Source organism: Mycobacterium sp. NGS68 (assembly GCF_059812195.1).
This window is the reverse complement of the sequence record NZ_JCALCE010000043.1, coordinates 19,327-41,261: the sequence shown is the minus strand read 5'-3', so window position 1 is coordinate 41,261 and position 21,935 is coordinate 19,327. Positions and strand designations below refer to the sequence as shown.

Annotated in this window: 22 protein-coding genes and 1 pseudogene; 11 read left to right on the top strand and 12 right to left on the bottom strand. The window is 68.5% G+C overall.

Going from position 1 to position 21,935, the window contains the following annotated elements:
• The coding region (locus tag AC5Y5V_RS28135; RefSeq protein ID WP_499941764.1) for a DEAD/DEAH box helicase at positions 1–2,677 on the bottom strand (2,677 nt) is incomplete at its 3' end.
• Positions 2,678–2,739: 62 nt separating this feature from the next.
• On the opposite strand from AC5Y5V_RS28135, the pseudogene AC5Y5V_RS28130 reads away from it, so the two are divergent.
• The 4 genes and pseudogenes from AC5Y5V_RS28130 to AC5Y5V_RS28115 all read left to right on the top strand — a co-directional run.
• Positions 2,740–2,897, top strand: a pseudogene (locus AC5Y5V_RS28130) (PIN domain-containing protein); the annotation flags it as partial.
• Positions 2,898–3,173: 276 nt separating this feature from the next.
• On the top strand, positions 3,174–5,033 hold the full coding sequence (locus AC5Y5V_RS28125) for a serine/threonine-protein kinase (protein ID WP_499941762.1): 1,860 nt from the start codon (positions 3,174–3,176) through the stop codon (positions 5,031–5,033).
• Positions 5,034–5,138: 105 nt separating this feature from the next.
• On the top strand, positions 5,139–5,360 hold the full coding sequence (vapB, locus tag AC5Y5V_RS28120) for a type II toxin-antitoxin system VapB family antitoxin (RefSeq protein WP_499941760.1): 222 nt from the start codon (positions 5,139–5,141) through the stop codon (positions 5,358–5,360).
• Positions 5,357–5,767, top strand: coding sequence for a PIN domain nuclease (locus AC5Y5V_RS28115; RefSeq protein WP_499941758.1), 411 nt, complete (start codon positions 5,357–5,359; stop codon positions 5,765–5,767). Before vapB ends, AC5Y5V_RS28115 begins: the two co-directional genes overlap by 4 nt.
• A 54-nt stretch (positions 5,768–5,821) precedes the next feature.
• On the opposite strand, the gene AC5Y5V_RS28110 is transcribed toward AC5Y5V_RS28115, so the two are convergent.
• Positions 5,822–6,292 (bottom strand): MarR family winged helix-turn-helix transcriptional regulator, encoded by a 471-nt coding sequence (locus tag AC5Y5V_RS28110; protein ID WP_499941756.1) that lies wholly within the window; start codon positions 6,290–6,292, stop codon positions 5,822–5,824.
• 76 nt (positions 6,293–6,368) lie between these two features.
• Between AC5Y5V_RS28110 and AC5Y5V_RS28105 the strand changes: the two genes are divergently transcribed.
• The gene (locus AC5Y5V_RS28105; protein ID WP_499941754.1) at positions 6,369–7,550 is read left to right on the top strand and encodes an FAD-dependent monooxygenase; all 1,182 of its coding nucleotides are present in this window, start codon (positions 6,369–6,371) and stop codon (positions 7,548–7,550) included.
• A 75-nt stretch (positions 7,551–7,625) separates the two neighbouring features.
• On the opposite strand, the gene AC5Y5V_RS28100 is transcribed toward AC5Y5V_RS28105, so the two are convergent.
• Genes AC5Y5V_RS28100 through hglS form a run of 3 tightly spaced genes read right to left on the bottom strand, consistent with a single transcriptional unit; the run spans position 7,626 to position 11,077 of the window.
• Entirely contained in the window at positions 7,626–8,294 is a 669-nt protein-coding gene (locus AC5Y5V_RS28100; RefSeq protein WP_499941752.1) for a TetR/AcrR family transcriptional regulator, read from the bottom strand.
• Positions 8,295–8,342: 48 nt separating this feature from the next.
• Positions 8,343–9,851 (bottom strand): L-piperidine-6-carboxylate dehydrogenase, encoded by a 1,509-nt coding sequence (amaB, locus tag AC5Y5V_RS28095; RefSeq protein WP_499941749.1) that lies wholly within the window; start codon positions 9,849–9,851, stop codon positions 8,343–8,345.
• Positions 9,848–11,077, bottom strand: a complete 1,230-nt coding sequence (gene hglS, locus AC5Y5V_RS28090) for a 2-oxoadipate dioxygenase/decarboxylase (RefSeq protein WP_499941747.1) — start codon at positions 11,075–11,077, stop codon at positions 9,848–9,850. Before hglS ends, amaB begins: the two co-directional genes overlap by 4 nt.
• Positions 11,078–11,107: 30 nt before the next feature.
• Between hglS and AC5Y5V_RS28085 the strand changes: the two genes are divergently transcribed.
• The 6 genes from AC5Y5V_RS28085 to AC5Y5V_RS28060 all read left to right on the top strand — a co-directional run bounded on the left by AC5Y5V_RS28085 (position 11,108) and on the right by AC5Y5V_RS28060 (position 15,433).
• Positions 11,108–11,560, top strand: a complete 453-nt coding sequence (locus AC5Y5V_RS28085) for an Lrp/AsnC family transcriptional regulator (RefSeq protein ID WP_499941745.1) — start codon at positions 11,108–11,110, stop codon at positions 11,558–11,560.
• A gap of 44 nt (positions 11,561–11,604) precedes the next feature.
• On the top strand, positions 11,605–12,945 hold the full coding sequence (lat, locus tag AC5Y5V_RS28080) for an L-lysine 6-transaminase (protein WP_499941742.1): 1,341 nt from the start codon (positions 11,605–11,607) through the stop codon (positions 12,943–12,945).
• Positions 12,946–13,095: 150 nt separating this feature from the next.
• Positions 13,096–13,479 carry a hypothetical protein gene (locus AC5Y5V_RS28075; RefSeq protein ID WP_499941740.1) on the top strand — a complete coding sequence of 128 codons (384 nt, stop codon included), beginning with the start codon at positions 13,096–13,098 and terminating at the stop codon, positions 13,477–13,479.
• A 112-nt stretch (positions 13,480–13,591) separates the two neighbouring features.
• Entirely contained in the window at positions 13,592–13,903 is a 312-nt protein-coding gene (usfY, locus tag AC5Y5V_RS28070; protein WP_499941738.1) for a protein UsfY, read from the top strand.
• A gap of 296 nt (positions 13,904–14,199) precedes the next feature.
• The gene (locus tag AC5Y5V_RS28065) at positions 14,200–14,637 is read left to right on the top strand and encodes an ATP-binding protein (protein ID WP_499941770.1); all 438 of its coding nucleotides are present in this window, start codon (positions 14,200–14,202) and stop codon (positions 14,635–14,637) included.
• A 7-nt stretch (positions 14,638–14,644) separates the two neighbouring features.
• Positions 14,645–15,433 (top strand): RNA polymerase sigma factor SigF, encoded by a 789-nt coding sequence (locus AC5Y5V_RS28060; protein WP_499941736.1) that lies wholly within the window; start codon positions 14,645–14,647, stop codon positions 15,431–15,433.
• On the opposite strand, the gene AC5Y5V_RS28055 is transcribed toward AC5Y5V_RS28060, so the two are convergent.
• The 7 genes from AC5Y5V_RS28055 to AC5Y5V_RS28025 form a co-directional block, all read right to left on the bottom strand.
• A complete protein-coding gene (locus AC5Y5V_RS28055; protein ID WP_499941733.1) occupies positions 15,413–15,820 on the bottom strand; it encodes an STAS domain-containing protein in 408 nt (135 codons plus the stop codon). The genes AC5Y5V_RS28060 and AC5Y5V_RS28055 overlap by 21 nt on opposite strands.
• Before the next feature lie 217 nt (positions 15,821–16,037).
• Positions 16,038–17,828, bottom strand: coding sequence for an acetyl/propionyl/methylcrotonyl-CoA carboxylase subunit alpha (locus tag AC5Y5V_RS28050; protein WP_499941730.1), 1,791 nt, complete (start codon positions 17,826–17,828; stop codon positions 16,038–16,040).
• Positions 17,829–17,935: 107 nt separating this feature from the next.
• Entirely contained in the window at positions 17,936–18,355 is a 420-nt protein-coding gene (locus AC5Y5V_RS28045) for a SufE family protein (protein WP_499941727.1), read from the bottom strand.
• On the bottom strand, positions 18,352–19,254 hold the full coding sequence (locus AC5Y5V_RS28040) for a sulfurtransferase (protein WP_499941725.1): 903 nt from the start codon (positions 19,252–19,254) through the stop codon (positions 18,352–18,354). Before AC5Y5V_RS28040 ends, AC5Y5V_RS28045 begins: the two co-directional genes overlap by 4 nt.
• A 119-nt stretch (positions 19,255–19,373) precedes the next feature.
• Positions 19,374–20,012, bottom strand: coding sequence for a Maf family protein (locus AC5Y5V_RS28035; RefSeq protein WP_499941722.1), 639 nt, complete (start codon positions 20,010–20,012; stop codon positions 19,374–19,376).
• Entirely contained in the window at positions 20,009–20,236 is a 228-nt protein-coding gene (locus AC5Y5V_RS28030; protein ID WP_499941719.1) for an acyl-CoA carboxylase subunit epsilon, read from the bottom strand. The genes AC5Y5V_RS28035 and AC5Y5V_RS28030 overlap by 4 nt, the downstream gene beginning before the upstream one ends.
• Positions 20,233–21,882 (bottom strand): acyl-CoA carboxylase subunit beta, encoded by a 1,650-nt coding sequence (locus AC5Y5V_RS28025; protein ID WP_499941716.1) that lies wholly within the window; start codon positions 21,880–21,882, stop codon positions 20,233–20,235. The genes AC5Y5V_RS28030 and AC5Y5V_RS28025 overlap by 4 nt, the downstream gene beginning before the upstream one ends.
• Positions 21,883–21,935 lie beyond the last annotated feature (53 nt).

Sequence of the window (21,935 nt, the reverse complement as noted above, 5' to 3'; positions counted from 1 at the left end):
TGACGTCGGGGTCGAGCAGCTCGCGCAGTTCGACGCGGCCCAGCAGTTCGGCCAGCAGGGTGCTGTCCAGCGACAGCGCAGCGGCGCGGCGTTCCGCCAGCGGGCTGTCGCCCTCGTACATGAAGGCGCCGACGTAGCCGAACAGCAGCGACGCCGCGAAGGGCGACGGCTTCGCGGTCTCCACCTCGAGCACCCGCACCCTGCGTTGCGCGATGCCCGTCATCAGCCCGACCAGCGTCGGGACGTCGTACACGTCCTGCAGGCATTCGCGGACGGTCTCCAGCACGATCGGGAAGTCGGGATACTTGCGGGCCACCTCCAGCAGCTGCGCGGCCCGCTGGCGTTGCTGCCACAGCGGCGAGCGGCGGCCGGGATGCCTACGGGGCAGCAGCAGGGCGCGCGCCGCGCACTCCCGGAACCGCGATGCGAACAGCGCCGAACCGCCCACCTCGGCGGTGACGATCGGGTCGATCTCGTCGGCGTCGAACACGAACAGCTCGGCTCCGGGCGGGTTCTCGCCCGAATCGGGCAGCCGCACCACGATGCCGTCGTCGGAGGCCGTCGGCTTTTCGTCGAGGTCGTAGCGTTCCCGCAGCCGCCGGCTGACCGCCAGCGCGAGCGGCCCGTGCACCCGCAGCCCGTACGGCGAGTGCAGGACCACCCGCCAGTCGCCCAGCTCGTCGCGGAACCGCTCAACCATCAGCGTGGTGTCGGTGGGTATCGCCCCGGCAGCGTTCCGCTGGTCGTCCAGCAGCACCCACAGGTTGTCGGTGGCGTAGTCGTCGAAACCCAGGCCCGCGCAGCGCACACCGAACGCCTCGCGGTCCAGCGCGGCCAGCTCGCCGGTGAACGCGCCGAGCGCGGCGCCAAGCTCCGCCGGGCGGCCGACCTCGTCGCCGCGCCAGAACGGCAGCCGGGCCGGCTGGCCGGGCGCGGGGATCACCAGCACCCGGTCGTGGGTGATCTCGGTGATCCGCCAGCTGGTGGCGCCCAGCGAGATCACGTCGCCGGGCCGCGACTCGTAGACCATCTCCTCGTCGAGCTCGCCCACCCGCGACGGCTTCTCGGCTTCGCTGGCCAGGTAGACGGTGAACAGCCCGCGGTCGGGGATGGCGCCGCCGGAGGTGACGGCGAGGCGCTGCGCGCCGGGCCGCGCGGTCAGGGTGCCGTTGTCGCGGTCGTAGACCAGCCGCGGGCGCAGCTCGGCGAAGTCGGTGGACGGGTACTTGCCGCTCAGCAGGTCCAGGGTGGCCTCGAACACGCTGCGCGGCAGGGTCGCAAACGGGGCGCTGCGGCGCACCGTGTCGAACCAGCGGTCGGCGTCGAGGGGCTCCAGCGCGGCCGCGGCCACGGTGTGCTGGGCGAGGATGTCGATCGGGTTGGCGGGCACCCGCATGGTCTCGATCTGGCCGGTGAGCATGCGCTGCACGGTGACCGCGCAGCCGATCAGGTCGGTGCGGTGCTTGGGGAACAGCACGCCGCGCGACGTCTCGCCGACCTGGTGCCCGGCCCGCCCGATGCGCTGCAGCCCGCTGGCCACCGACGGCGGGGCCTCCACCTGGATCACCAGGTCGACGGCGCCCATGTCGATGCCCAGCTCCAGGCTCGACGTCGCCACGACGGCCTTCAGCTGCCCGCGTTTGAGGTCCTCCTCGACGATCGCGCGCTGTTCCTTGCTGACCGAGCCGTGGTGGGCGCGGGCCAGGATCGTCGGCGCGCCGAACGTCTGGCCGCTGGCCATGACGTACGCCGGCGCCCCGCCGGCCACCCCCGGGTTGCCGTCGCCGTCCAGGGTGGCCCCGGACCGCTCCGCGTGGATCTCGTTCAGCCGGGCGGTGAGCCGCTCGGCCAGGCGCCGCGAGTTCGCGAACACGATCGTCGAGTTGTGCGCCTCGATCAGGTCGACCAGGCGCGCCTCGACGTCCGGCCAGATGGTGTTGTTCGCCAGGTTGGCCATGTCCGGCACCGGCACCTGCACGGACAGCTCGACGGTCTTGGCCGACGGGGGAGCGACGATGGTCGTCGGCGCGCTGCCGGACAGGAACCGCGCCACCTCCTCGGGCGGACGCACCGTCGCCGACAGGCCGATGCGCTGCGCTTTGCGGCCCCCGGCCAGGTCGTCCAGTCGCTCCAGCGACAGCGCCAGGTGTGCGCCGCGCTTGCCGGCGGCGATCGCGTGGATCTCGTCGACGATGACGGTCTGCACGTCGGTCAGGGTCTCGCGCGCCGCCGAGGTCAGCATCAGAAACAGCGACTCCGGCGTGGTGATCAGCACGTCGGGTGGGTGGTTGATGAGCTCCCGGCGGCGCCCGGGCGGGGTGTCACCGGAACGGACTCCGACGCTGATCTGCGGTGGCGGCTCGCCGCGGCGTTCGGCCAGCCGGGTGAGGCCGGCCAGCGGCGTGCGCAGGTTGCGCTCCACGTCGACGGCCAGCGCCTTGAGTGGCGACACGTACAGCACGCGGGTGCCGGGCTTGCGTTCGGCGTCACGGGCCAGGCCGTCCAGCGCCCACAGGAACGCCGCCAGCGTCTTGCCCGAGCCCGTCGGCGCGATCACCAGGGTGTTTTTGCCGTCCGCGATGGCGTCCCACGCGCTGGCCTGCGCGTCCGTCGGCGCCGCGAAGGTGCTGGTGAACCAGTCGCGGGTGATCGCGCTGAATCGGTCTAACGGGGCCACCTGTTCATAGTGCCAATGGGTACCGACAAGAACTCAGGGACGCTCGGCTCGACAGCGAGGTCATGCTCGCCGACGTCGGCAAGCACCGCGGGCCTTCCATCCCCGATTTGCTCATTCCGCCACCGCCGAACTCGTCGGGCTCACCGTGCTGCATGTCGAAAAGGATTTTGAGCTCATCGGCGAGCTGACCGGCCTGCCGAATCAACGGCTCGTACTCTGACCATTCGGCCATTATTGAGCTTTGCGTTGGATGGACTTCGGGGGTAGGCCCGTGGGATATCGGGAATGTCGCTAGTTCCAAGAATCCTGCAAGCGGACAGACGCAGGCTTGGCCTCGCCCGAGGTGATGACCGGTGGCAACGCGCAGCTGAAACCCTTCACGGCGCCCACGCCGAGGGGGCCGCACTGTCGTTAAACCCGGAAATCTTTGAATCGGATTGGTAATACTTATGGACATCTTCATATCTGTGACGGCGTAGCAGATCAGGGGACCGCAATGTCGGCTGAGGTGGACGGGACACCGTTCGGGCGCTACCGGCTGATCGAGGTGTTGGGCCGCGGCGGGATGGGCGAGGTGTGGCGTGCGCATGACACCGACACCGACCGCATCGTGGCACTCAAGCTGCTGCCCGCGGGTTTGTCGGAGGACGAAGACTTTCAGCGCCGATTCCGCCGCGAAGCCCACGCTGCGGCGCGGTTGAACAGCCCGCACGTCATCCCGATCCATCACTACGGCGAGATCGACGGGCGCCTATATGTCGACATGCGTCTGGTCGAGGGCCGCGACCTGCAAACCGTGCTCGCCGACGGCCCGCTGGAACCCGCCCGCGCGGTGCACATCATCGGCCAGGTCGCCGAGGCGCTGCATGCCGCGCACGAGGTGGGTCTGCTGCACCGCGACATCAAGCCTTCCAATATTCTGCTGGACCGCAACGACTTCGCCTACCTGATCGACTTCGGGATCGCCCGCGTGCTGGAGGAGACGCGGATGACCAAGTCGGGGTTCATGATTGGGACGTTCCAGTACATCGCTCCGGAGCGCCTGGACAGCAGGGCCGAGGATGCCCGCGCCGACATCTACTCGCTGGCCTGCGTGCTCTATGAATGCCTGACCGGCCATCCGCCGTTCGACGGGGACACCATGGCCCGTCTGGTCGCCGCGCATCTGAGCGCCCCGCCGCCGCGGCCCTCGTTCGATCAACCCGAGGTTCCGCCGCAGGTTGACGACGTCATCGCCACCGGCATGGCCAAAGACCCAGATGAGCGGTACGCGACGACGGTCGAACTGGCGAACGCCGCGCGAGACGCGATCACCGTCCCCATCGCGCGGCCCGTGGTGAATCCGACCCGCGTGCGCGAAACTCAGCCAGCCCCCCAGCACGTCACCGCGCAGTCGCCGACGGTCAAAGCCGAGCCGCCCGCGCCGGCCATCCCGGCAAAGACGGGCGGGATGAGTCGGCGCACCACTCTCACGCTGATCGGTGGTGGCGCGGTCGCCGCGATCGCAGCCGCCGTCGGTATCCCGGCCCTGGCCAAAAACCAGCCGTCACATTCATCGCCCACCCCAAAGGCGGCGTCGGACGGCGCTCCCATTGAACTGCCCTTCGCGGGCCTCGGGATCAACCTCGGGATTGCGGTTGATAAAGCCGGCAACGTCTACGTCGCCGATTGGGACAACCACCGAGTGCTCAAACTTGCCGCCGGCGCTAACGCCGCCACAGTATTGCCGTTCACTGACGCCGCTGGCCCCTCCGATGTGGCGGTGGACAGCGTGGGCTCCTTGTACGTGACCGACCGTCCCAGTGGACGTGTGCTGAAACTGGCGCCTGGCGCGACCACTCCGAGTGTGCTCGCGTTCGGCGTCCCCAACCAACCCGTCGCGGTGGCTGTAGACGCCGCGGCCAACGTCTACGTCACGGATGCGGGTCGCCAGCGAGTGCTCAAACTGGCGCCCGGCGCGACCGCGGCGAGTGTGCTGCCGTTCGGCGACCTTCGAGATCCAACGGTGGTGGCGGTAGACGTTGCCGGCAACGTCTACGTCGGCGACTGGATCAGTTCCCCACCGAGAAATGACGGTCAGGTGCTCAAGCTGGGCGTTGGCGCAACCGCCCCGATTGTGCTGCCGTTCGCCGACCTTCATGGTCTCCCTAAGTTGGCGGTGGACACCGCGGGCACCGTCTACGTCACCAACACCAGCGGTGTGGTGCGAAAACTGCCGGCCGGCGCAACGAAACCGAGCGTCCTGCTGTCCTCTAGCATTAACTACGACGGCGTGGCTGTGGATGCCTCCGACAACGTCTACGTCGGCGCCTGGGCTGGCGTCAGTGGCCGGGTTTACAAGGTGCCGAAGGGGTGAGTATCCGCTCCGTTCCGCAAATAGCTACTGCGCCACTCGGGCGCTGAATCGGTCGAACGGGGCCCACTCCGGGTGATATCATTAGATATCACCCGCGGAGGAGCAATGAGTGACGTCCTGATTCGCGATATTCCCGACGATGTGCTGGCCGCCTTAGATCGGCGCGCCGCGCGGCTTGGGTTGTCCCGCACCGAATACATTCGCCGCCGACTGGCTCAAGACGCGCGCACGGCACCGACCAGCGTCACCGCCGATGACTGGCGACAATTCGCAGACACCTATCGCGATCTCACGGATCCCGCGGTCGTTGACCGGGCCTGGGAATGAGCACGCAAGCGTGGCTGATCGACAAGTCTGCGCTCGTGCGGATGGCCAGCAGTCCCGAGATCGACCAATGGAACAACAGGATTGAACGCGGGCTGGTCCACATCACCAACCTCACCCGACTGGAGATCGGCTACTCCGCGCGCACCGGCTCCTCGGCCCGGCGTGACTTCCGTGAACCCCCATTGGCCGCAATGCCTGTCGAGTATCTGACTCCCGCAATCGAAGACCGCGCCCTGGAAGTGCAACTCATGCTCGCCGACGTCGGCAAGCACCGCGGGCCTTCCATCCCCGATTTGCTCATTGCCGCCACCGCCGAACTCGTCGGGCTGACCGTGCTGCATGTCGATAACGATTTTGAGCTCATCAGCGATCTGACCGGCCTGCCGAGTCAACGCCTCGCACTCTGAGCATCCGGCAACGTGCGCATGCGAACGCCTCATGCTCACCCGCGGCGAGCCGCGTCAGGGTTGGCGGCCATGGGCGTCGTTGATGAGTGCCGTGAGCCGGGTCAGGCTGGCGGTGATGGCACGACGATCAGCACCGGACAGCTCCATCAAGGCCTCATGCTGCCGCGCCCGAAAGGCCAATTGCGCTTTGATGACCCGCGTACGTCCGGCTGGCGTCAGGCCCACCAGCACCAGGCGGTCATCGGCCGACGAACGGGCGCGTTCAACCACTCCCCGTTCCTCTAGCTGCTTGAGCGCGCGAGTGGCCGTCGGCACCGCCACTCCCGCCGTGCCCGCGAGCCTGCTCACCGGCATCGCCTCCCCGTCGATCAGCGGCGCCAGCAACTCCAGCTGAGAGCGGGTCATGCCCGCCTGCGTGCCTGCGGACGACGTCCTGCCCCGACGCATCGCGAAGTAGAGCGCGTCGGTGGCCGCCGCAAGCTCTTCGATCTCACGCGCACTGGTCTCGCTCGACTGCCCTTGCACTCCCATAGTGTAAAGGTTAGCATACTAATCATTAGCTTACTAACAACATGGCAACCAATGACGAGAGGACGAACACATGCGGGCAGCGATCATCGGCGCCGGACTAGGTGGACTCACCGCAGCAGCGGCGTTGCGCGCGAACGGTATCGACGTCGTCGTCTATGAAAAGGCGCGCGAGCTGCGCGAGGTGGGCGCGGGTGTCATCGTCGCCGGTAACGGTCTGCGTGCCCTCGACGAAGTGGGGCTCGGCGATCGCGTACGCGCCCTCGGCACCCCGGTCGAGCGCATGCGCTCGCGCACCTGGCGGGGAGAGGACATTCCGCTACCAGCGACATGGCCGGCGGTGAGCCCCGATCGCCCGTCGACTTTCCTGCCCCTGCACCGTGGCGAACTGCAACAGGCATTACTTGGCGCGCTACCCGAGGGAACCGTCCAGCTGGGGCATCGCTGCCAGCACATCGTCGAGACGCCCGACGAGGTCCGCATCCATTTCGCCGACGGGTCCGAAGATCGCGCGGACGTCGCCGTGGGCGCCGACGGCATCCACTCGGCGGTGCTGCGCGTGGTGGCCGATCCCGTCGAGCTGTCCAGCGAAGGCATGATGGCCTACCGCGGCCTGATTCCCGTCGAACGTCTCGACGGCGTCGTCGATCTGAATTCCGCCCAGATGTGGACGGGTCCCGGGCGCATCTTCCTGATCTATCCGGTCTCGCAGGGGCGTCTTCTCAACGTGGTGGCCTTCACCGCAAGCAATCTCGACGCCGAGGCATCCTGGACCGCCCCAGGGGAGGTGGCGGAGCTGGCCGCCGAGTTCGCGGGATGGGACGAGCCGGTGCAGCGAGTCATCGGGGCAATGACCGAGACGTTCCGCTGGGGAATATATGACCGAAAGCCGTTGAACCGCTGGACCACCAACCGCATCGCACTTCTCGGCGACGCCGCGCATCCGATGACGCCGTACCTCGGCCAGGGCGCCAACATGTCGATTGAAGATGCCGTCGTGTTGGCGACCGTGCTGGCCGGGGCGGCCGTCACCGACATCCCTCGACGGTTGTCCTGGTATGAATCACTGCGGTATGACCGCACCAGCCGGGTCCAGCGCAACGCCCGCGAAACGGGGCGCGTCTATCGCTCCCCCGATCTGCCCCCGCAACGGCAGGCCGCACAGCTCGTCGAGATCCTCGCCGACAACTGGATTTCCGACTACGACGCCGGCGCGGCAGCCAGAGCCGGGTTCGTCACGCAGGCTTCCCACTGAGGCGAGTGTCGGGTTTTGTCACGCCTGCCGCGGAAAACCGTGCCTCAACCCGACACTCGGCGAGGTTGGCTGAAACTACTGCGGAACTTCCCGCGCGGTGGCCATCAGACCGGCCAGCTCGGGCGGAATCTCGGGCACCCGGGCGATCGTGTCCAGCAGCGAGTGCGCGCAGGAGTCGGCGAGGCGTTCGGCGTTGGCCGTCGGGTCCATGATCCGCTGACGGCAGATCTCGAAGGTGTTGGCGATCCAGCCGTTGATGATGATCCGCAGGTCGCGCTCGACTTCGGGCAGCAACTTGGCGGGGATCGCGGCCATCGTCTTGACGATCCGGTCCATGACGTGCTCGAGCTGACGGTTCTTGGCCTCGTCGTCGATGCCCAACAGGACCGGGTCGGAGCGGCCCAGGCCGACGTACGCGGCCCACGCGGCCTCCGGATTATGCTCGTGGTACGCCATGTACCCGAGCACACCGATCCGGATTTCCTCGAACATCGTCAGCCCGGTGGGCGGCAGATTCTGCGTGACCTCGTACAGCCGGTCCGCCTCGTCCTTGACGACCGCGGCGAAGAACGCGCGCTTGTCCGGGAAGTAGTGATACATCAGTGCACGAGACACCCCGGCCCGCTCTGCGATCTCGTCGATACGGACCTCGTCATAAGGCCGTTTCCCGAAGACCTCCGCCCCCAGAGCAAGCAACTCAGCGCGGCGGTCCTCGGGGGATAACCGCCTCCTGGCTGTTGCCATGTGAGAGATACTACTCATGGGTCAGATAGATTCCGCCATAGTCATTCGTCAGCCGAACCGCACGCCCTGAGCCAGCGGCAGCTCACCCGAATAATTGACGGTGTTGGTGGCACGCCGCATGTAGGCCTTCCACGAGTCCGAACCCGACTCCCGGCCGCCGCCGGTCTGCTTCTCGCCGCCGAACGCGCCGCCGATTTCGGCGCCCGAAGTGCCGATATTGACGTTCGCGATACCGCAGTCGGAACCGTCCAGGAAACGCTCCGCCTCACGGATGTCGGTGGTAAAGATCGCCGACGACAGGCCCTGGGGTACGGCGTTGTTCAGCGCGATCGCCTCGTCCAGGTCGTCGTAGGTCAGCACGTAGAGGATCGGGGCGAAGGTCTCGGCCGCCACGATGGCGGTCTGCGCCGGCATCCGCACGACGGCGGGAGCGACGTAAAAACCGCCCGGCGCGCCGGCGTCGCACCGCTCGCCGCCCATCACCTCGCCGCCGTCGGCGCGGGCCTGCTCCAGCGCGCCCACCATGTCGCGGTAGGCGGTCTCGTGGATCAGCGGGCCGACGAGCGTGCCCGGCGCCGACGGGTCGCCGACGGGCAGCTGCGCAAACGCGGACACGACGCGCGCTACCACTGAATCGGCCACCGAGCGGTGCACGATCAGCCGGCGCAGCGTGGTGCAGCGCTGACCGGCGGTGCCCGCGGCGGCGAACACGATGGCCCGCACCGCGAGCTCCAGATCGGCGGACGGGGTCACGATGGCCGCGTTGTTGCCGCCCAGTTCCAGCAGCACCCGCCCGAAGCGGGCCGCGACGCGGGGACCGACCTGCTGACCCATCCGCACCGAACCGGTGGCGGACAGCAGCGCGATCCGCGGGTCGTCGACCAGCAGCTCGCCCAGCTCGCGCCCGCCCAGGACCAGCCCGCTCACCGCGGGCGGCGCGCCCACGTCGGCGGCGGCCCGCGCGATCAGGGCGTCGCAGGCCAGCGCGGTCAGCGGCGTCAGCTCCGAGGGCTTCCACACCACCGGGTCTCCGCATACCAGCGCGACCGCGGCGTTCCACGCCCACACCGCGACCGGGAAGTTGAACGCGGTGATCACGCCGACGACGCCGAGCGGATGCCACGTCTCCATCAGCCGATGCCCCGGCCGCTCCGACGCGATGGTCCGGCCGTAGAGCTGTCGCGACAGGCCGACCGCGAACTCGCAGACGTCGATCATCTCCTGCACCTCGCCCAGCGCCTCGGAGGTGATCTTGCCGACCTCGCCGGTGACCAGCGCCGCGAGATCCTCCTTGTGGGCGGTGAGCAGCTGGCCCAGCCGGGCCACCAGCCGGGCGCGCACCGGGGCCGGGGTGGCCCGCCACGCCGGGAACGCCGCGGCGGCATCGGCGACGACGGCCTCGGCGCGCTCGGGCGTGGTCGGCGCGACGGTGAACAGCACCTCGCCGGTGATCGGCGTGCCCGCCGGCAGGCCGTCCCCGCCCGGCTCGCCCAGGTCGGCGGTCACCCCGATGGCGGCGAAGGCCTCCTGCACCCGGGCGCGTAGTTGCCGGTTCATGCGGCGGCCTCCTTCTCGTAGAGCGCATACGGGTCGTGAATGTCGCGACCGATCGCGCCGGCCAGCCACGCCACGGTGTAGCCACCATCGTCGGGGCCGGCCACCGCCGCGCCGTCGCGGTCCAGGTTGGACCGGAAGATGCCCGCCGCCGACGCTGGCAGGAAGTCCTCGTAGACGATCGGCGCCGACGGGTCCCCGCCGCGGTAGTAGGCCAGCCCCTGCGCGGCCAGTTCGGCATCGGACGACGGGAAATACTCACCCCACACCGCGGCGGGATCGCCGGCCGCCATCGCCGCGTCGTAGCGGGTGCGGCCCTTGGGCGTCAGCGCGACCCCGCGGGCCTCCACCTCACCGAAGCGCACCCGCAGGCTGCCGGGGCCGACGGCACCCTCGGCGTCCCGGAACAGGCACGGTTCGGCCAGGGCACGGAAAGAGGTCTGGCGCAAGAGCACGACGGGCCCGTCGGTGCGCGGCGGTCCCTGGATGGCGTCGATCATCGTGACGCCGCACCGGCCCATCCGGGCGTACAGCTCGTCGATGTCGAGGACACGCGGCGTCAGGTGGTTGATGTGCGTGGATCCGACGCCGGCGATGTCGGCGGCCACCGCCGACACCCGCGACAGCTCGTCGTACCAGGCCTTGTCGATCGGGTCGCGGGACAGCGCGAACGCGGCCACCGCCGCCGCGACGAACGCGGGCGCCTCGTCCGCGTCGCAGCCGCCGTCGGCCGCGATCGTGCGCGCCCGGGCCAGCAGCGCGGGGTCGAACAGCCGACGCTGCGCCAGGAACGCCTGCACCCGGGACCGCAGGTCGGTATGGAAGAACCTGGGGTCGTCGGTCGCCAGCATCGACGTGAATACGCGAAACGGATTGCGGGCCAGCTCGTCGGCGTCGACGGGACGAAAAGCGGTGGACACCACTGGGACCGGCGACGCCGCGGCGCGCAGGTCGTAGTAGCCCACCGGCGCCATGCCGAACGCGGCGAACAGGTCGGCGACGGCGGCCAGCTCGTCCGGGGCGCCCACCCGGATGGCGCCGTGCCGCTCGGCGGTGACCCGCTGCGGCGACCCGAGCCGTTCGGCGTCCGGGCGCCTCCGCAGGTATTCGCGGTTCACCTCCTCGGTGACGCGCACCAGCGTGCCGTAGGCAGGCACCTCGCCGGCGTACATCGCCGACAACCCCGCGGCGAAGCCGGCCCGCAGCTGCCACGTCGTCACGCGGTTCATGCGAAACCGCCGCTGCGATAATCTCCGGCCATGGCCGAGACGCTCGACGACATCGACCGGATCCTGCTGCGCCAGCTGGTCGCCGACGGCCGCGCCACTTTGGCAGAGTTGGCCGCGGTCGCAGGGCTGTCGGTATCGGCGGTGCAGTCGCGGGTGCGGCGGCTGGAATCCCGCGGCGTCGTCGCGGGGTATGCCGCGCGGATCGACCCGGCGGCTGTCGGGCAGCTGCTGTCCGCGTTCGTGGCGATCACCCCTCTCGATCCGTCTCAACCCGATGATGCGCCGGCGCGGCTGGAGCACATCCCGGAGATCGAATCGTGTCACTCGGTCGCCGGCGAGGAGAGCTACGTCCTGCTGGTGCGCGTCGAGTCCGCACGTGCGCTGGAGGACCTGCTGCAACGGATCCGGACCGCCGCGAACGTCAGGACTCGAAGCACCATCATATTGAATACTTTTTACAGTGACAGGCAGCACGTACCATAGTTTTTCCTGTTTAGACGTCATGATTTCGTAAAAGTATAGCTAGTATGGGCGTCATGACTGTGCTGACGGACCGCCTGACAGAGCCCGACATGGTGCCCGGGGTGCTGGCGCGCAGCATCCTGGTCGACGGCCTGGATTTGGTGCTCGATCTGACCGCCTCGGCCGGCTCGTATCTGGTCGACGCCCGCGACGGGCGCCGCTACCTGGACATGTTCACCTTCGTCGCATCGTCGGCGCTGGGCATGAACCATCCGGCCCTGGCCGACGACGAGGAGTTCCGCGCCGAACTCATGACGGCCGCGCTGAACAAGCCCGCCAACTCCGACGTGTACTCGGTGCCGATGGCCCGCTTCGTCGAAACCTTCGCGCGGGTCCTCGGCGACCCGGCGCTGCCGCATCTGTTCTTCGTCGAGGGCGGCGCGCTCGCGGTGGAGAACGCGCTGAAGGTCGCCTTCGACTGGAAGAGCCGGCACAACGAGCGGCGCGGACTCGACCCGTCGCTCGGTGCCCGGGTGCTGCACCTGCGCGGCGCGTTCCACGGGCGCAGCGGCTACACGCTGTCGCTCACCAACACCAAACCGGTCACCGTGGCCCGCTTCCCCAAGTTCGACTGGCCGCGCATCGACGCGCCCTACATCAGGCCCGGCCTGGACGCGGCGGCCACGGCCGCGCTGGAAGCCGAGTCGCTGCGCCAGGCCCGCGCGGCGTTCCAGACGCATCCGCATGACATCGCCTGCTTCATCGCCGAACCCATCCAGGGCGAGGGCGGCGACCGCCACTTCCGGCCCGAGTTCTTCGCGCGGATGCGTGAGCTGTGCGACGAGCACGACGCGCTGTTGATCTTCGACGAGGTGCAGACGGGCTGCGGGATGACCGGAACGCCTTGGGCCTACCAGCAATTGGGCGCCCAACCGGATGTCGTGGCATTCGGCAAGAAGACACAGGTCTGCGGCGTGATGGCGGGTCGGCGGGTCGACGAGGTCGCCGACAACGTGTTCGCCGTCCCGTCGCGGCTCAATTCGACGTGGGGCGGCAGCCTCGTCGACATGGTGCGCGCCCGGCGCATCCTCGAGACGATCGAGGCCGACGGGCTTTTCGAGCGCGCCGCGCGGCGAGGCGGCTACCTGGGCGCCCGGCTCGACGAACTGGCCGAGGAGTTCCCGGGCGTCGTCCTGCACGCTCGCGGGCGTGGCCTGATGCGCGCCTTCGACCTGCCGGACACCGCCGCCCGCGACGAGTTGATCCGACAATTGTGGCTCCGGGCGGTGATCCTGTTGCCGACCGGAACGCGCGGCGTCCGATTCCGTCCCGCGCTGACCGTTTCGGAGGCCGAGATCGATGCGGCCGTCGACGGCGTGCGGGCCGCTTTGTCTGAGGTCAGGTAGCTATTCGCAGGATTACGTTGCCGCTAATCGGGTATTCACCAGGACAAGTCTCCGAATAGCCGTCCCCGGGTCGGCAAGACCTGAAACGAATGCGACACAGCGAACGAAAGACCGGACAACGGTCGACCGCCGAATATGAGGTTCAGAAGAATGCAGAAGGCGTATGAGCGATCGCGTGGCGATCGCCTGGGCCATGAGGACAGCGAGGTTCGCGCCGCCGTCCGGTTCACTGCGCTGGCCGCGGCCGGCGCGGTCGGCTTCGTCATCCTGGCCGCGTTGTGGGTGAGTACCTGCAGCGGCGTGAGCGTCGACACGGCCGCGTGTGGGCCGCCGCAACGGACGATGCTGGCGTTCGGCGGGCCGCTGATCCTGCTCGCCGCCGGGCTGTGGGCGTTCGTGCGCACCTACCGCGTGTGGCGCAGCGAGGGCACATGGTGGGGCTGGCACGGCGCCGGCTGGTTCTTGTTGACGTTGATGGTGTTGACCCTCTCGATGGTTGTGCCGCCGATCGTCGGGCCCGTAATGGCACTTTGACTCGATAAATTGGCACTCCCCGAACCGCTTCCCGAGTTCTACCGTTGTTAGTTGTAGGTAAAGCCGGAATGGGCGGAATTAAGGCCCGGAACGGACCTGGAGTGGAGTAGCCATGGGAGATACCTATCGTGACCCCGTCGACCATTTACGGACGACGCGGCCGTTCGCTGGTGAATCGTTGATCGACGTCCTGCACTGGCCCGGGTACCTGTTGGTCGTCGCCGGCGTGGTCGGTGGCGTCGGCAGCCTCGCGGCCTTCGGTACCGGGCACCACCATCAGGGCATGACCGCAGGCACCGTAGCGATCGCCGTCACGGTGCTGGGCTTGATCTGGCTGGCGTTCGAGCACCGCCGCATACGCCGCATCGCGGATCGGTGGTACACCGAGCACCCGGAAGTCAGCAGGCAACGCCCCGCCAGCTAGGCCCGCAGCTTCACAACTCGTCGAATACCCCTGTCAGCTCGCCTTTTCGGTCTCCCAGGGGCGTGCGGAATATTGTTCTGATTCGCGCGGTTACCCGCCCCACCGAGCGGGTATCACGTCTAGACCATGATCATGGGGCACACAATCGCGTCAGCAGTTTCCCGACGGCCTGCTCGCAGTCCGGTACATAGGCGCGTTCGACAGCGGGAGCGCTCGTGACTAACCAGCTCGAAGGCCGGAGCCATGGCCAGCCCCACCGACAGGGTAGTGTCGATCAGATATTGCCGGGAGACTATATGACCGATGCGGAATTGCGCGGTGACAAGCGCCAACGCGGCTTACGCGCCGTCGAGTTGCAGGTTGCTGCGCGCCTGGAGAACCTGGCAATGCTGCGCACCCTGGTCGGTGCGATAGGCACCTTCGAAGATCTGGATTTCGATGCTGTTGCGGACCTGCGCCTGGCGGTGGACGAGGTCTGTACCCGATTGATCCGGTCGGCCACCCCCAACGCGGTACTCACCGTCGTCGTCGACCCCCGTGACGACGAACTGGTGGTGGAGGCCTTCGCGGCGTGTGACACCCACGACGTCGTGGCGCCCGGCAGCTTCAGCTGGCACGTACTGACCTCGCTGGCCGACGACGTCCAGACCTTCCACGATGGACGCGAGCCCGATGAGTCCGGCAGTGTTTTCGGTATCACGCTGACGGCGCCACGGGCGGCACCTAGCAGGTGACAGCCAGGTGAGCGCGCGAGCTGCCGGCGGTTCCGTGTCGCGCCCGAACGAATACGCCGATGTCCCCGACATGTTTCGGGAGTTGGCCACCCTGACCCAGGACTCCCCGGAGTTTCAGCGTCATCGGGACGTCATCGTCCAGCGCTGCCTGCCGTTGGCCGACCACATCGCCCGGCGATTCGAGGGCCGGGGCGAACCGCGTGACGACCTGGTGCAGGTCGCCCGGGTGGGGCTGGTCAACGCCGTGGTGCGCTTCGACGTGGAGACCGGCTCGGACTTCGTCTCGTTCGCCGTGCCCACGATCATGGGTGAGGTCCGGCGCCACTTCCGCGACAACAGCTGGTCGGTCAAGGTTCCGCGGCGGCTCAAGGAACTGCACCTGCGGCTGGGCACCGCCACCGCCGACCTGTCGCAGCGGCTGGGCCGCGCGCCCACCGCGACCGAACTCGCCGAGGAACTCGGCATGGACCGCGAAGAGGTCGTCGAGGGCCTGGTGGCGGGCAGCTCCTACAACACGCTGTCCATCGACAGTTCCGGTAGCGGCGAGGACGACGACGTTCGCGCCATCGCCGACACGCTCGGCGATGTGGACACCAGCCTGGACCGGATCGAGGACCAGGAGGCGCTGCGTCCGCTGCTCGAGGCACTGCCCGAGCGGGAGCGAATGGTGTTGGTCCTGAGGTTTTTCGAGTCGATGACGCAGACGCAGATCGCTGAACGCATCGGCATCTCGCAGATGCACGTGTCGCGGTTGTTGGCCAAGTCGCTGGGCCGGCTACGGGACCAGTTGGAGTAGGCCCCTTCGCGCGGTCAGGCCGTCGTCGTCGCGAATTACCAACTCCGCCAGCGAGATCGTCGTCGGCAGCGTGCCGTCGGGGTCGCAGATGCGCAACAGGCGTTGCACGGCGCGGCCCGGTATCAGCACCCAGTGGGCGCCGGCTGCCGAGCATGCCACATTGATTCGGTGCAGCGCCGAAAACCCTGCGGTACCAATGAAATCCAGACCCCGCATGTCCAGCACCACGCGCTGGGTTTGACGCAAAGTGCGTTGTACATATTCGGTGAGCTGGTTGGCGTTGGCCGCGTCGACCTCTCCGTGCACGGTGATTACTATGGCGGATTGGCCTGGGCGAGCGGCGAATTCGGCGGTGCGGCTCTTTTGCCACGATTGAATGGCAGTCACGGTTGACTCCCTCAGTCGATGAGGATTTCGTGCGGTGGATCGCGTCGGCGATACCGGGAACGGATGGGGCAAGGGATTCGCCTCCCGCGCGCCATTCACAAGGGATGGCAACGTAGTTCCGGGTGGCTGTGAACTCAACCTACCCGCACCCTACCCAAGGTGGGAGTAGCCGACAACGATCTCCGAGGGACTTAGCGCCGAATTCACAGAATCCCGGCTACTTGATCTCGGCGAGCACCGTGCCCTGCGTGATGGCCGCGCCGGCCTCGACCGCCAGGCCGGTGATAACGCCGTCCTTGTGCGCAGTGACGGGGTTCTCCATCTTCATGGCCTCGAGCACCACCACCAGGTCGCCGGTGGTGACCTCCTGGCCCTCTTCGACCGCGACCTTGACGACGGTGCCCTGCATGGGCGCCGTCACGGCGTCCCCGGACGCCGCCGCGCCGGTGTGCGCGCCGCGCTTGCGCGGCTTGGGCTTCTTGCGGATCACGCCGGCCGGGTCGCCGCCGCTGGTCAGCGCCAAGTCGCCGGGCAGGGACACCTCGAGCCGACGGCCGTCCACCTCGACGACGACCTTCTGCCGCGGGCGGGTCTCCTCCTCGTCGAGGGGTTCGCCGCCGGTGAAGGGCTCGACGGTGTTGTCCCACTCGGTCTCGATCCAGCGGGTGTGCACGGTGAAGCCGTTCCCGTCGCCGATGAACGCCGGGTCGGACACCACCGCGCGGTGGAACGGGATCACCGTGGCCAGGCCCTCGACGTGGAATTCGTCGAGCGCGCGGCGGGAGCGGGCCAGCGCCTCCTCGCGGGTGGCGCCGTACACGATCAGCTTGGACAGCATCGAGTCGAACTGGCCGCCGATCACCGAACCCGCCTCGACGCCGGAATCCAGCCGCACACCCGGCCCGGTGGGGATGTCGTACCGGGTGACCGGCCCCGGCGCGGGTAGGAAGCCGCGCCCGGCGTCCTCGCCGTTGATCCGGAACTCGATCGCGTGTCCCCGCGGGGTGGGGTCCTCGGTGATGTCCAGCTTCTCGCCGTTGGCGATCTTGAACTGCTGCAGCACCAGGTCGATGCCCGCGGTCTCCTCGGTGACCGGGTGCTCGACCTGAAGCCGGGTGTTGACCTCCAGGAAGGAGATCAGCCCGTCCTGGCCGACCAGGTATTCGACGGTGCCGGCGCCGTAGTAGTGCGCCTCCTTGCAGATCCGCTTGGCGGACTCGTGGATCTCCTTGCGCTGCGCGTCGGTCAGGAACGGCGCCGGCGCCTCCTCGACGAGCTTCTGGAAGCGGCGCTGCAGCGAGCAGTCCCGGGTGCCGGCGACGACGACATTGCCGTGCTGGTCCGCGATCACCTGGGCCTCGACGTGGCGCGGCTTGTCCAGGTAGCGCTCGACGAAGCACTCGCCGCGGCCGAACGCGGCGACGGCCTCGCGGGTGGCCGACTCGAACAGCTCCGGGATCTCCTCGAGGGTGCGGGCGACCTTCATGCCGCGGCCGCCGCCGCCGAAGGCGGCCTTGATCGCGATGGGCACGCCGTACTCCTTGGCGAACGCGACCACCTCGTCGGCGTCCTTGACCGGGTCGGGGGTGCCGGGCACCAGCGGCGCCTGCGCCTTCGCGGCGATGTGGCGGGCGGTGACCTTGTCGCCCAGGTCGCGGATCGACTGCGGGCTGGGCCCGATCCAGATCAGGCCGGCGTCCAGCACGGCCTGGGCGAAGTCGGCGTTCTCCGACAGGAAGCCGTAGCCGGGGTGGATCGCGTTGGCGCCGGACTTGGCCGCCGCGTCGAGGATCTTGGCGAAGTCCAGGTAGGACTCGGCCGAGGTCTGACCGCCCAGGGCGAACGCCTCGTCGGCGAGCTTGACGTGCGGCGCCTCGGCGTCGGGTTCGGCGTACACCGCCACGCTGGCAAGTCCCGCGTCGCGGGCTGCCCGGATCACTCGGACCGCGATCTCGCCGCGGTTTGCGACCAGAACCTTAGAGATCCTCGAGCTGGCGTGACTGGGCACCTGGCGCCTCCTGGGTAGCGTCTTCTTCGTCTCTAAGAGAATTTCTTACAAGTCTCGAGGGGGAAGTTTATGCGCCACGCCGTTGGCGCGGTCAGGCGGTTCCCAATTCAGGCCGCTTCGCGCAGTCGCCGCTTGATTCTGGCCAGCATCGCCGACATCCCGCGCAACCGAAGCGGGCTGATCAGAGCGGCGAGGCCGAGTTCGGAATAGAAGTCTTCAGGCACCGCCAGGATGTCGGCGGCGGACTGCTCGTCCAAGCCCGCGGCCAGGATCGAGGCGAACCCGCGGGTGGTCGGCGCCTCGGCCGGCGCGCTGAAATACAGCCGGACCCGATCGGGGTCGTCGGCGTCGACATGCAGGAAGAGCGGCGACTGGCATTCGGGTACCGGCTCCATCGCGGCCTCCTCGAGGTCGGCCGGCAGGGCGGGCAGCTCGTCGGCGAATTCCAGCAGCAGCCGCAGCTTGTCCTGGCCCTCAACCTCGGCGAAGTCGGACATTACCTCTGCGAGCGGGGCGGGCAGCGTCATGAAACTGCAGCGACTCCCGCGGCTCCCGGTTCTGCGCCCGCGACGATCGGCACGCGCACGGTGTTGCCCCATTCGGTCCACGAGCCGTCGTAATTGCGCACCCCGGGCTTGCCGAGCAGGTGGGTGAGGACGAACCAGGTGTGGCTGGACCGCTCGCCGATGCGGCAGTAGACGACGGTCTTGTCGTCCGGGTTGATGAACCCGTAGAGCTCGTCCAGCTCCTCGCGGGGGCGGAAGCGGCCGCTCTCGTCGACCGCCTTGCCCCACGGGATCGACCGGGCGGTGGGGATGTGGCCGGCCCGCAGCGCGCCCTCCTCCGGGTAGTCGGGCATGTGGGTGCGCTTGCCGGTGTACTCGTCGGGGGAGCGCACGTCGATGAGCGGCTGGTGGCCGATGACGGCCAGCACGTCGTCCTTGAACGCCCGGATGGGTGGATCGTTGCGCTCGACGACGGGGTAGCCGGTCGACGTCTTGGTGGGGACTTCCAGCGTGGTGTCCCGGCGTTCGGCGAGCCACAGGTCGCGGCCGCCGTTGAGCAGCCGCACGTCGGCGTGGCCGAACAGCGTGAACACCCACAGCGCGTAGGCCGCCCACCAGTTGCTCTTGTCGCCGTAGATCACCACGGTGTCGTCGCGGGAGATGCCCTTGCGGTTCATCAGGTCGGCGAATTGCTCGCCGCTGATGTAGTCGCGGACCCGCGGGTCGTTGAGGTCGGTGTGCCAGTCGATCTTCACCGCGCCGGGGATGTGCCCGACGTCGTAGAGCAGGACGTCCTCGTCGGACTCGACGATCACCAGGCCGGGCGCGCCCAGGTGGGCGGACAGCCAGTCGCTGGTGACGAGTCGTTCGGGGTGGGCGTAGGCCGACAGAGTGGGGCTGGGATCCGGGGGGAGTGGCACGTCAACGAGCCTACCGTTGGCCCGCTATGGGCGGCTTTGGCGTTGATCCGCGACACTTAAACTACACACACGACACGCCGGTCGCGGTCGCAGCAGATTAAGTCTCGCGCGCCCAGGCGTCACACCGGATTGGCGGCCCACAGCGCGGCGACGGACACGCCGGCGCGATCCAGCAGCGCGCGCGTCAGGGGCAGCCCGATGCCCACCACGGCCGACGGGTCGCCGTCCACGCCGTCGATGAACCACCCGCCCAGGCCGTCGAGGGTGAAGCCGCCGGCGACCCGCAGCGACTCGCCGCTGGCCAGGTATGCGTCAAGGTCCGCACCCGACGGCGTTCCGAAACGCACGGTGGTGACCGCGGCCGCGGCGTCGCGGTGCACCGCCCGGCCGGCAACCAGCCGGACCACGCAATGGCCGGTATACAGCTGGCCGGCGCGCCCCGCCATCGACTGCCACTGTGCATGAGCCTCGGCCACCGACAGCGGTTTGCCGCTCAGCCGGCCGTCCAGGTGGAGCATCGAATCGCAGCCGACGACAACGCAATCCGCCGCGACCGAGGCGTCCAGCCCGGCCGCCACCTGCTCGGCCTTCGCGCGGGCGAGAGCGCACACGACCTCGTCGGGTGGGGCGTCGGGCCCCAAAGCCTCGATGGCCGCGTCCTCGTCGACGCCGGAGACGACGACCAGCGGGTCGACGCCGGCCTGGCGCAGCACCTTGAGCCGTCCGGGGGAGGCGGACCCGAGCACCAGCCGGGTCATCGCTGCATGTGCACGCGTTCCTGCAGGGTGACTCGCTGGTGGTTGGTGACCGCGATCCGCAGCTTGTCGACCGCCAGGCCCCACCGGGTGTGCGGCGGCTGTTCCGGCTGGCCGGCGGCGCCGTCGATGCATCCGAGCACGGCGATCAGCGCGGCCAGCTCCGCGTCGGTGGGGTGACCCTTGTGCACCTGGAGGTGCGCCTCGTGGGGCGTCTGCTCGCTCATAGCGGTATGTTCCCGTGCTTCTTGGGCGGTAGGTGCGAGATCTTGCGTTCCAGCAGGCGCAGGGCCGTGCCGATGTAGCCGCGGGTGTGCGACGGCGGGATCACCGCGTCGACGTAGCCGCGCTCGGCGGCGACGTAGGGGTTGACCAGCGTGTCCTCGTACTCCTGCTGCAACTGCAGGCGCAGCGCGTCGACGTCTTTGCCCTCCTTGGCCGCCTCGTTCAGCTGCTTGCGGTAGACGAACCCGACTGCGCCGGAGGCGCCCATCACCGCGATCTGTGCCGTGGGCCAGGCGATGTTGACGTCGCAGCCCATGTCCTTGGAGCCCATGACGCAGTACGCGCCGCCGTAGGCCTTGCGGGTAATGACGGTGATCTTGGGGACGGTGGCCTCGCCGTAGGCGAACAGCAGCTTGGCGCCCCGCCGGATGATGCCGTTGTACTCCTGGCCGGTACCGGGCAGGAAGCCCGGCACGTCCACCAGCATGACGATCGGGATGTTGAAACAGTCGCAGGTCCGGACGAACCGCGCCGCCTTCTCCGAGGCGTTGATGTCCAGGCAGCCGGCGAACTGCGTGGGCTGGTTGGCGACGATCCCCACCGGCCGGCCGTCGATGCGCCCGAATCCCACGACGATGTTCTGGGCGTAGCCCGCCTGGATCTCCAGGAACTCGTCGTCGTCGAGGATGCGGGTGATCACCTCGTGCATGTCGTAGGGCTGGTTGGGCGAGTCCGGGATCAGCGTGTCCAGCTCGATGTCCTCGTCGGTGAGGTTCTCCTCGATGGCGCCTTCGGGCACTGGCACGGCGTAGCGCGGGGCGTCGGTGAAGTTGTTGGGCGGCAGGTAGCTCAGCAGGTCGCGGACCCAGTCGAAGGCGTCCTGCTCGCCGGATGCGACGTAGTGCAGCGTCCCCGACTTGGCCATGTGGGTATGCGCGCCGCCCAGCTCCTCCATGGTGACGTCCTCGCCGGTGACGGTCTTGATGACGTCGGGGCCGGTAATGAACATCTGGCTGGTCTGGTCGACCATGATCACGAAGTCGGTCAGCGCGGGGGAGTAGACGTGCCCGCCGGCGGCGGCGCCCATGATCAGCGAGATCTGCGGGACGACGCCGGAGGCCAGGATGTTGTTGCGGAAGATGCGGCTGTACAGGCCCAGCGAGACGACGCCCTCCTGGATGCGCGCGCCCGCGCCGTCGTTGATGCCGATCAGCGGACGGCCCGTCTTGATCGCCAGCTCCTGCACCTTGACGATCTTCTCGCCGTAGACCTCGCCGAGGCTGCCGCCGAACACGGTGGCGTCCTGGCTGAAGATGCACACGTCGCGGCCGTCGATGGTGCCGTAGCCGGTCACCACGCCGTCGCCCAGCGGGCGGTTGGCCTCCAGGCCGAAGTTGGTGCTGCGGTGCTTGGCCAGCGCGTCGAGCTCGACGAACGAGTCCTCGTCCAGCAGCGCCGTGATGCGCTCGCGGGCGGTCAGCTTGCCCTTGGCGTGCACCTTGTCGACGGCGGCCTCACCGACCGGGTGCAGCGACTCTTCGCGCCGCCGGTGCAGCTCGGCCAGCTTGCCCGCGGTCGTGTGAATGTCGATCGTGTGCTCGGCGGCGGGCTCGGCCGTGTGGGCTGAGGGGTCGGTAACGCTAGTCATGGGAATGGAGCTTAGCCGCGACGGTCCCCGCAACCTTATGAAGGTCTTAATTA

Excerpts from the sequence above, each read along its gene's own strand:
- AC5Y5V_RS28105 (WP_499941754.1), top strand. The coding sequence starts at position 6,369 with ATGCGGGCAGCGATCATCGGCGCCGGACTAGGTGGACTCACCGCAGCA.
- AC5Y5V_RS28085 (WP_499941745.1), top strand. The coding sequence starts at position 11,108 with ATGGCCGAGACGCTCGACGACATCGACCGGATCCTGCTGCGCCAGCTG.
- AC5Y5V_RS28030 (WP_499941719.1), bottom strand. The coding sequence starts at position 20,236 with ATGAGCGAGCAGACGCCCCACGAGGCGCACCTCCAGGTGCACAAGGGT.
- amaB (WP_499941749.1), bottom strand. The coding sequence starts at position 9,851 with ATGAACCGGCAACTACGCGCCCGGGTGCAGGAGGCCTTCGCCGCCATC.
- AC5Y5V_RS28065 (WP_499941770.1), top strand. The coding sequence starts at position 14,200 with ATGACCGATGCGGAATTGCGCGGTGACAAGCGCCAACGCGGCTTACGC.
- AC5Y5V_RS28045 (WP_499941727.1), bottom strand. The coding sequence starts at position 18,355 with ATGACGCTGCCCGCCCCGCTCGCAGAGGTAATGTCCGACTTCGCCGAG.
- AC5Y5V_RS28075 (WP_499941740.1), top strand. The coding sequence starts at position 13,096 with ATGCAGAAGGCGTATGAGCGATCGCGTGGCGATCGCCTGGGCCATGAG.
- AC5Y5V_RS28025 (WP_499941716.1), bottom strand. The coding sequence starts at position 21,882 with ATGACTAGCGTTACCGACCCCTCAGCCCACACGGCCGAGCCCGCCGCC.
- vapB (WP_499941760.1), top strand. The coding sequence starts at position 5,139 with ATGAGTGACGTCCTGATTCGCGATATTCCCGACGATGTGCTGGCCGCC.
- usfY (WP_499941738.1), top strand. The coding sequence starts at position 13,592 with ATGGGAGATACCTATCGTGACCCCGTCGACCATTTACGGACGACGCGG.
- AC5Y5V_RS28035 (WP_499941722.1), bottom strand. The coding sequence starts at position 20,012 with ATGACCCGGCTGGTGCTCGGGTCCGCCTCCCCCGGACGGCTCAAGGTG.
- AC5Y5V_RS28100 (WP_499941752.1), bottom strand. The coding sequence starts at position 8,294 with ATGGCAACAGCCAGGAGGCGGTTATCCCCCGAGGACCGCCGCGCTGAG.
- hglS (WP_499941747.1), bottom strand. The coding sequence starts at position 11,077 with ATGAACCGCGTGACGACGTGGCAGCTGCGGGCCGGCTTCGCCGCGGGG.
- AC5Y5V_RS28115 (WP_499941758.1), top strand. The coding sequence starts at position 5,357 with ATGAGCACGCAAGCGTGGCTGATCGACAAGTCTGCGCTCGTGCGGATG.
- lat (WP_499941742.1), top strand. The coding sequence starts at position 11,605 with ATGGGCGTCATGACTGTGCTGACGGACCGCCTGACAGAGCCCGACATG.
- AC5Y5V_RS28125 (WP_499941762.1), top strand. The coding sequence starts at position 3,174 with ATGTCGGCTGAGGTGGACGGGACACCGTTCGGGCGCTACCGGCTGATC.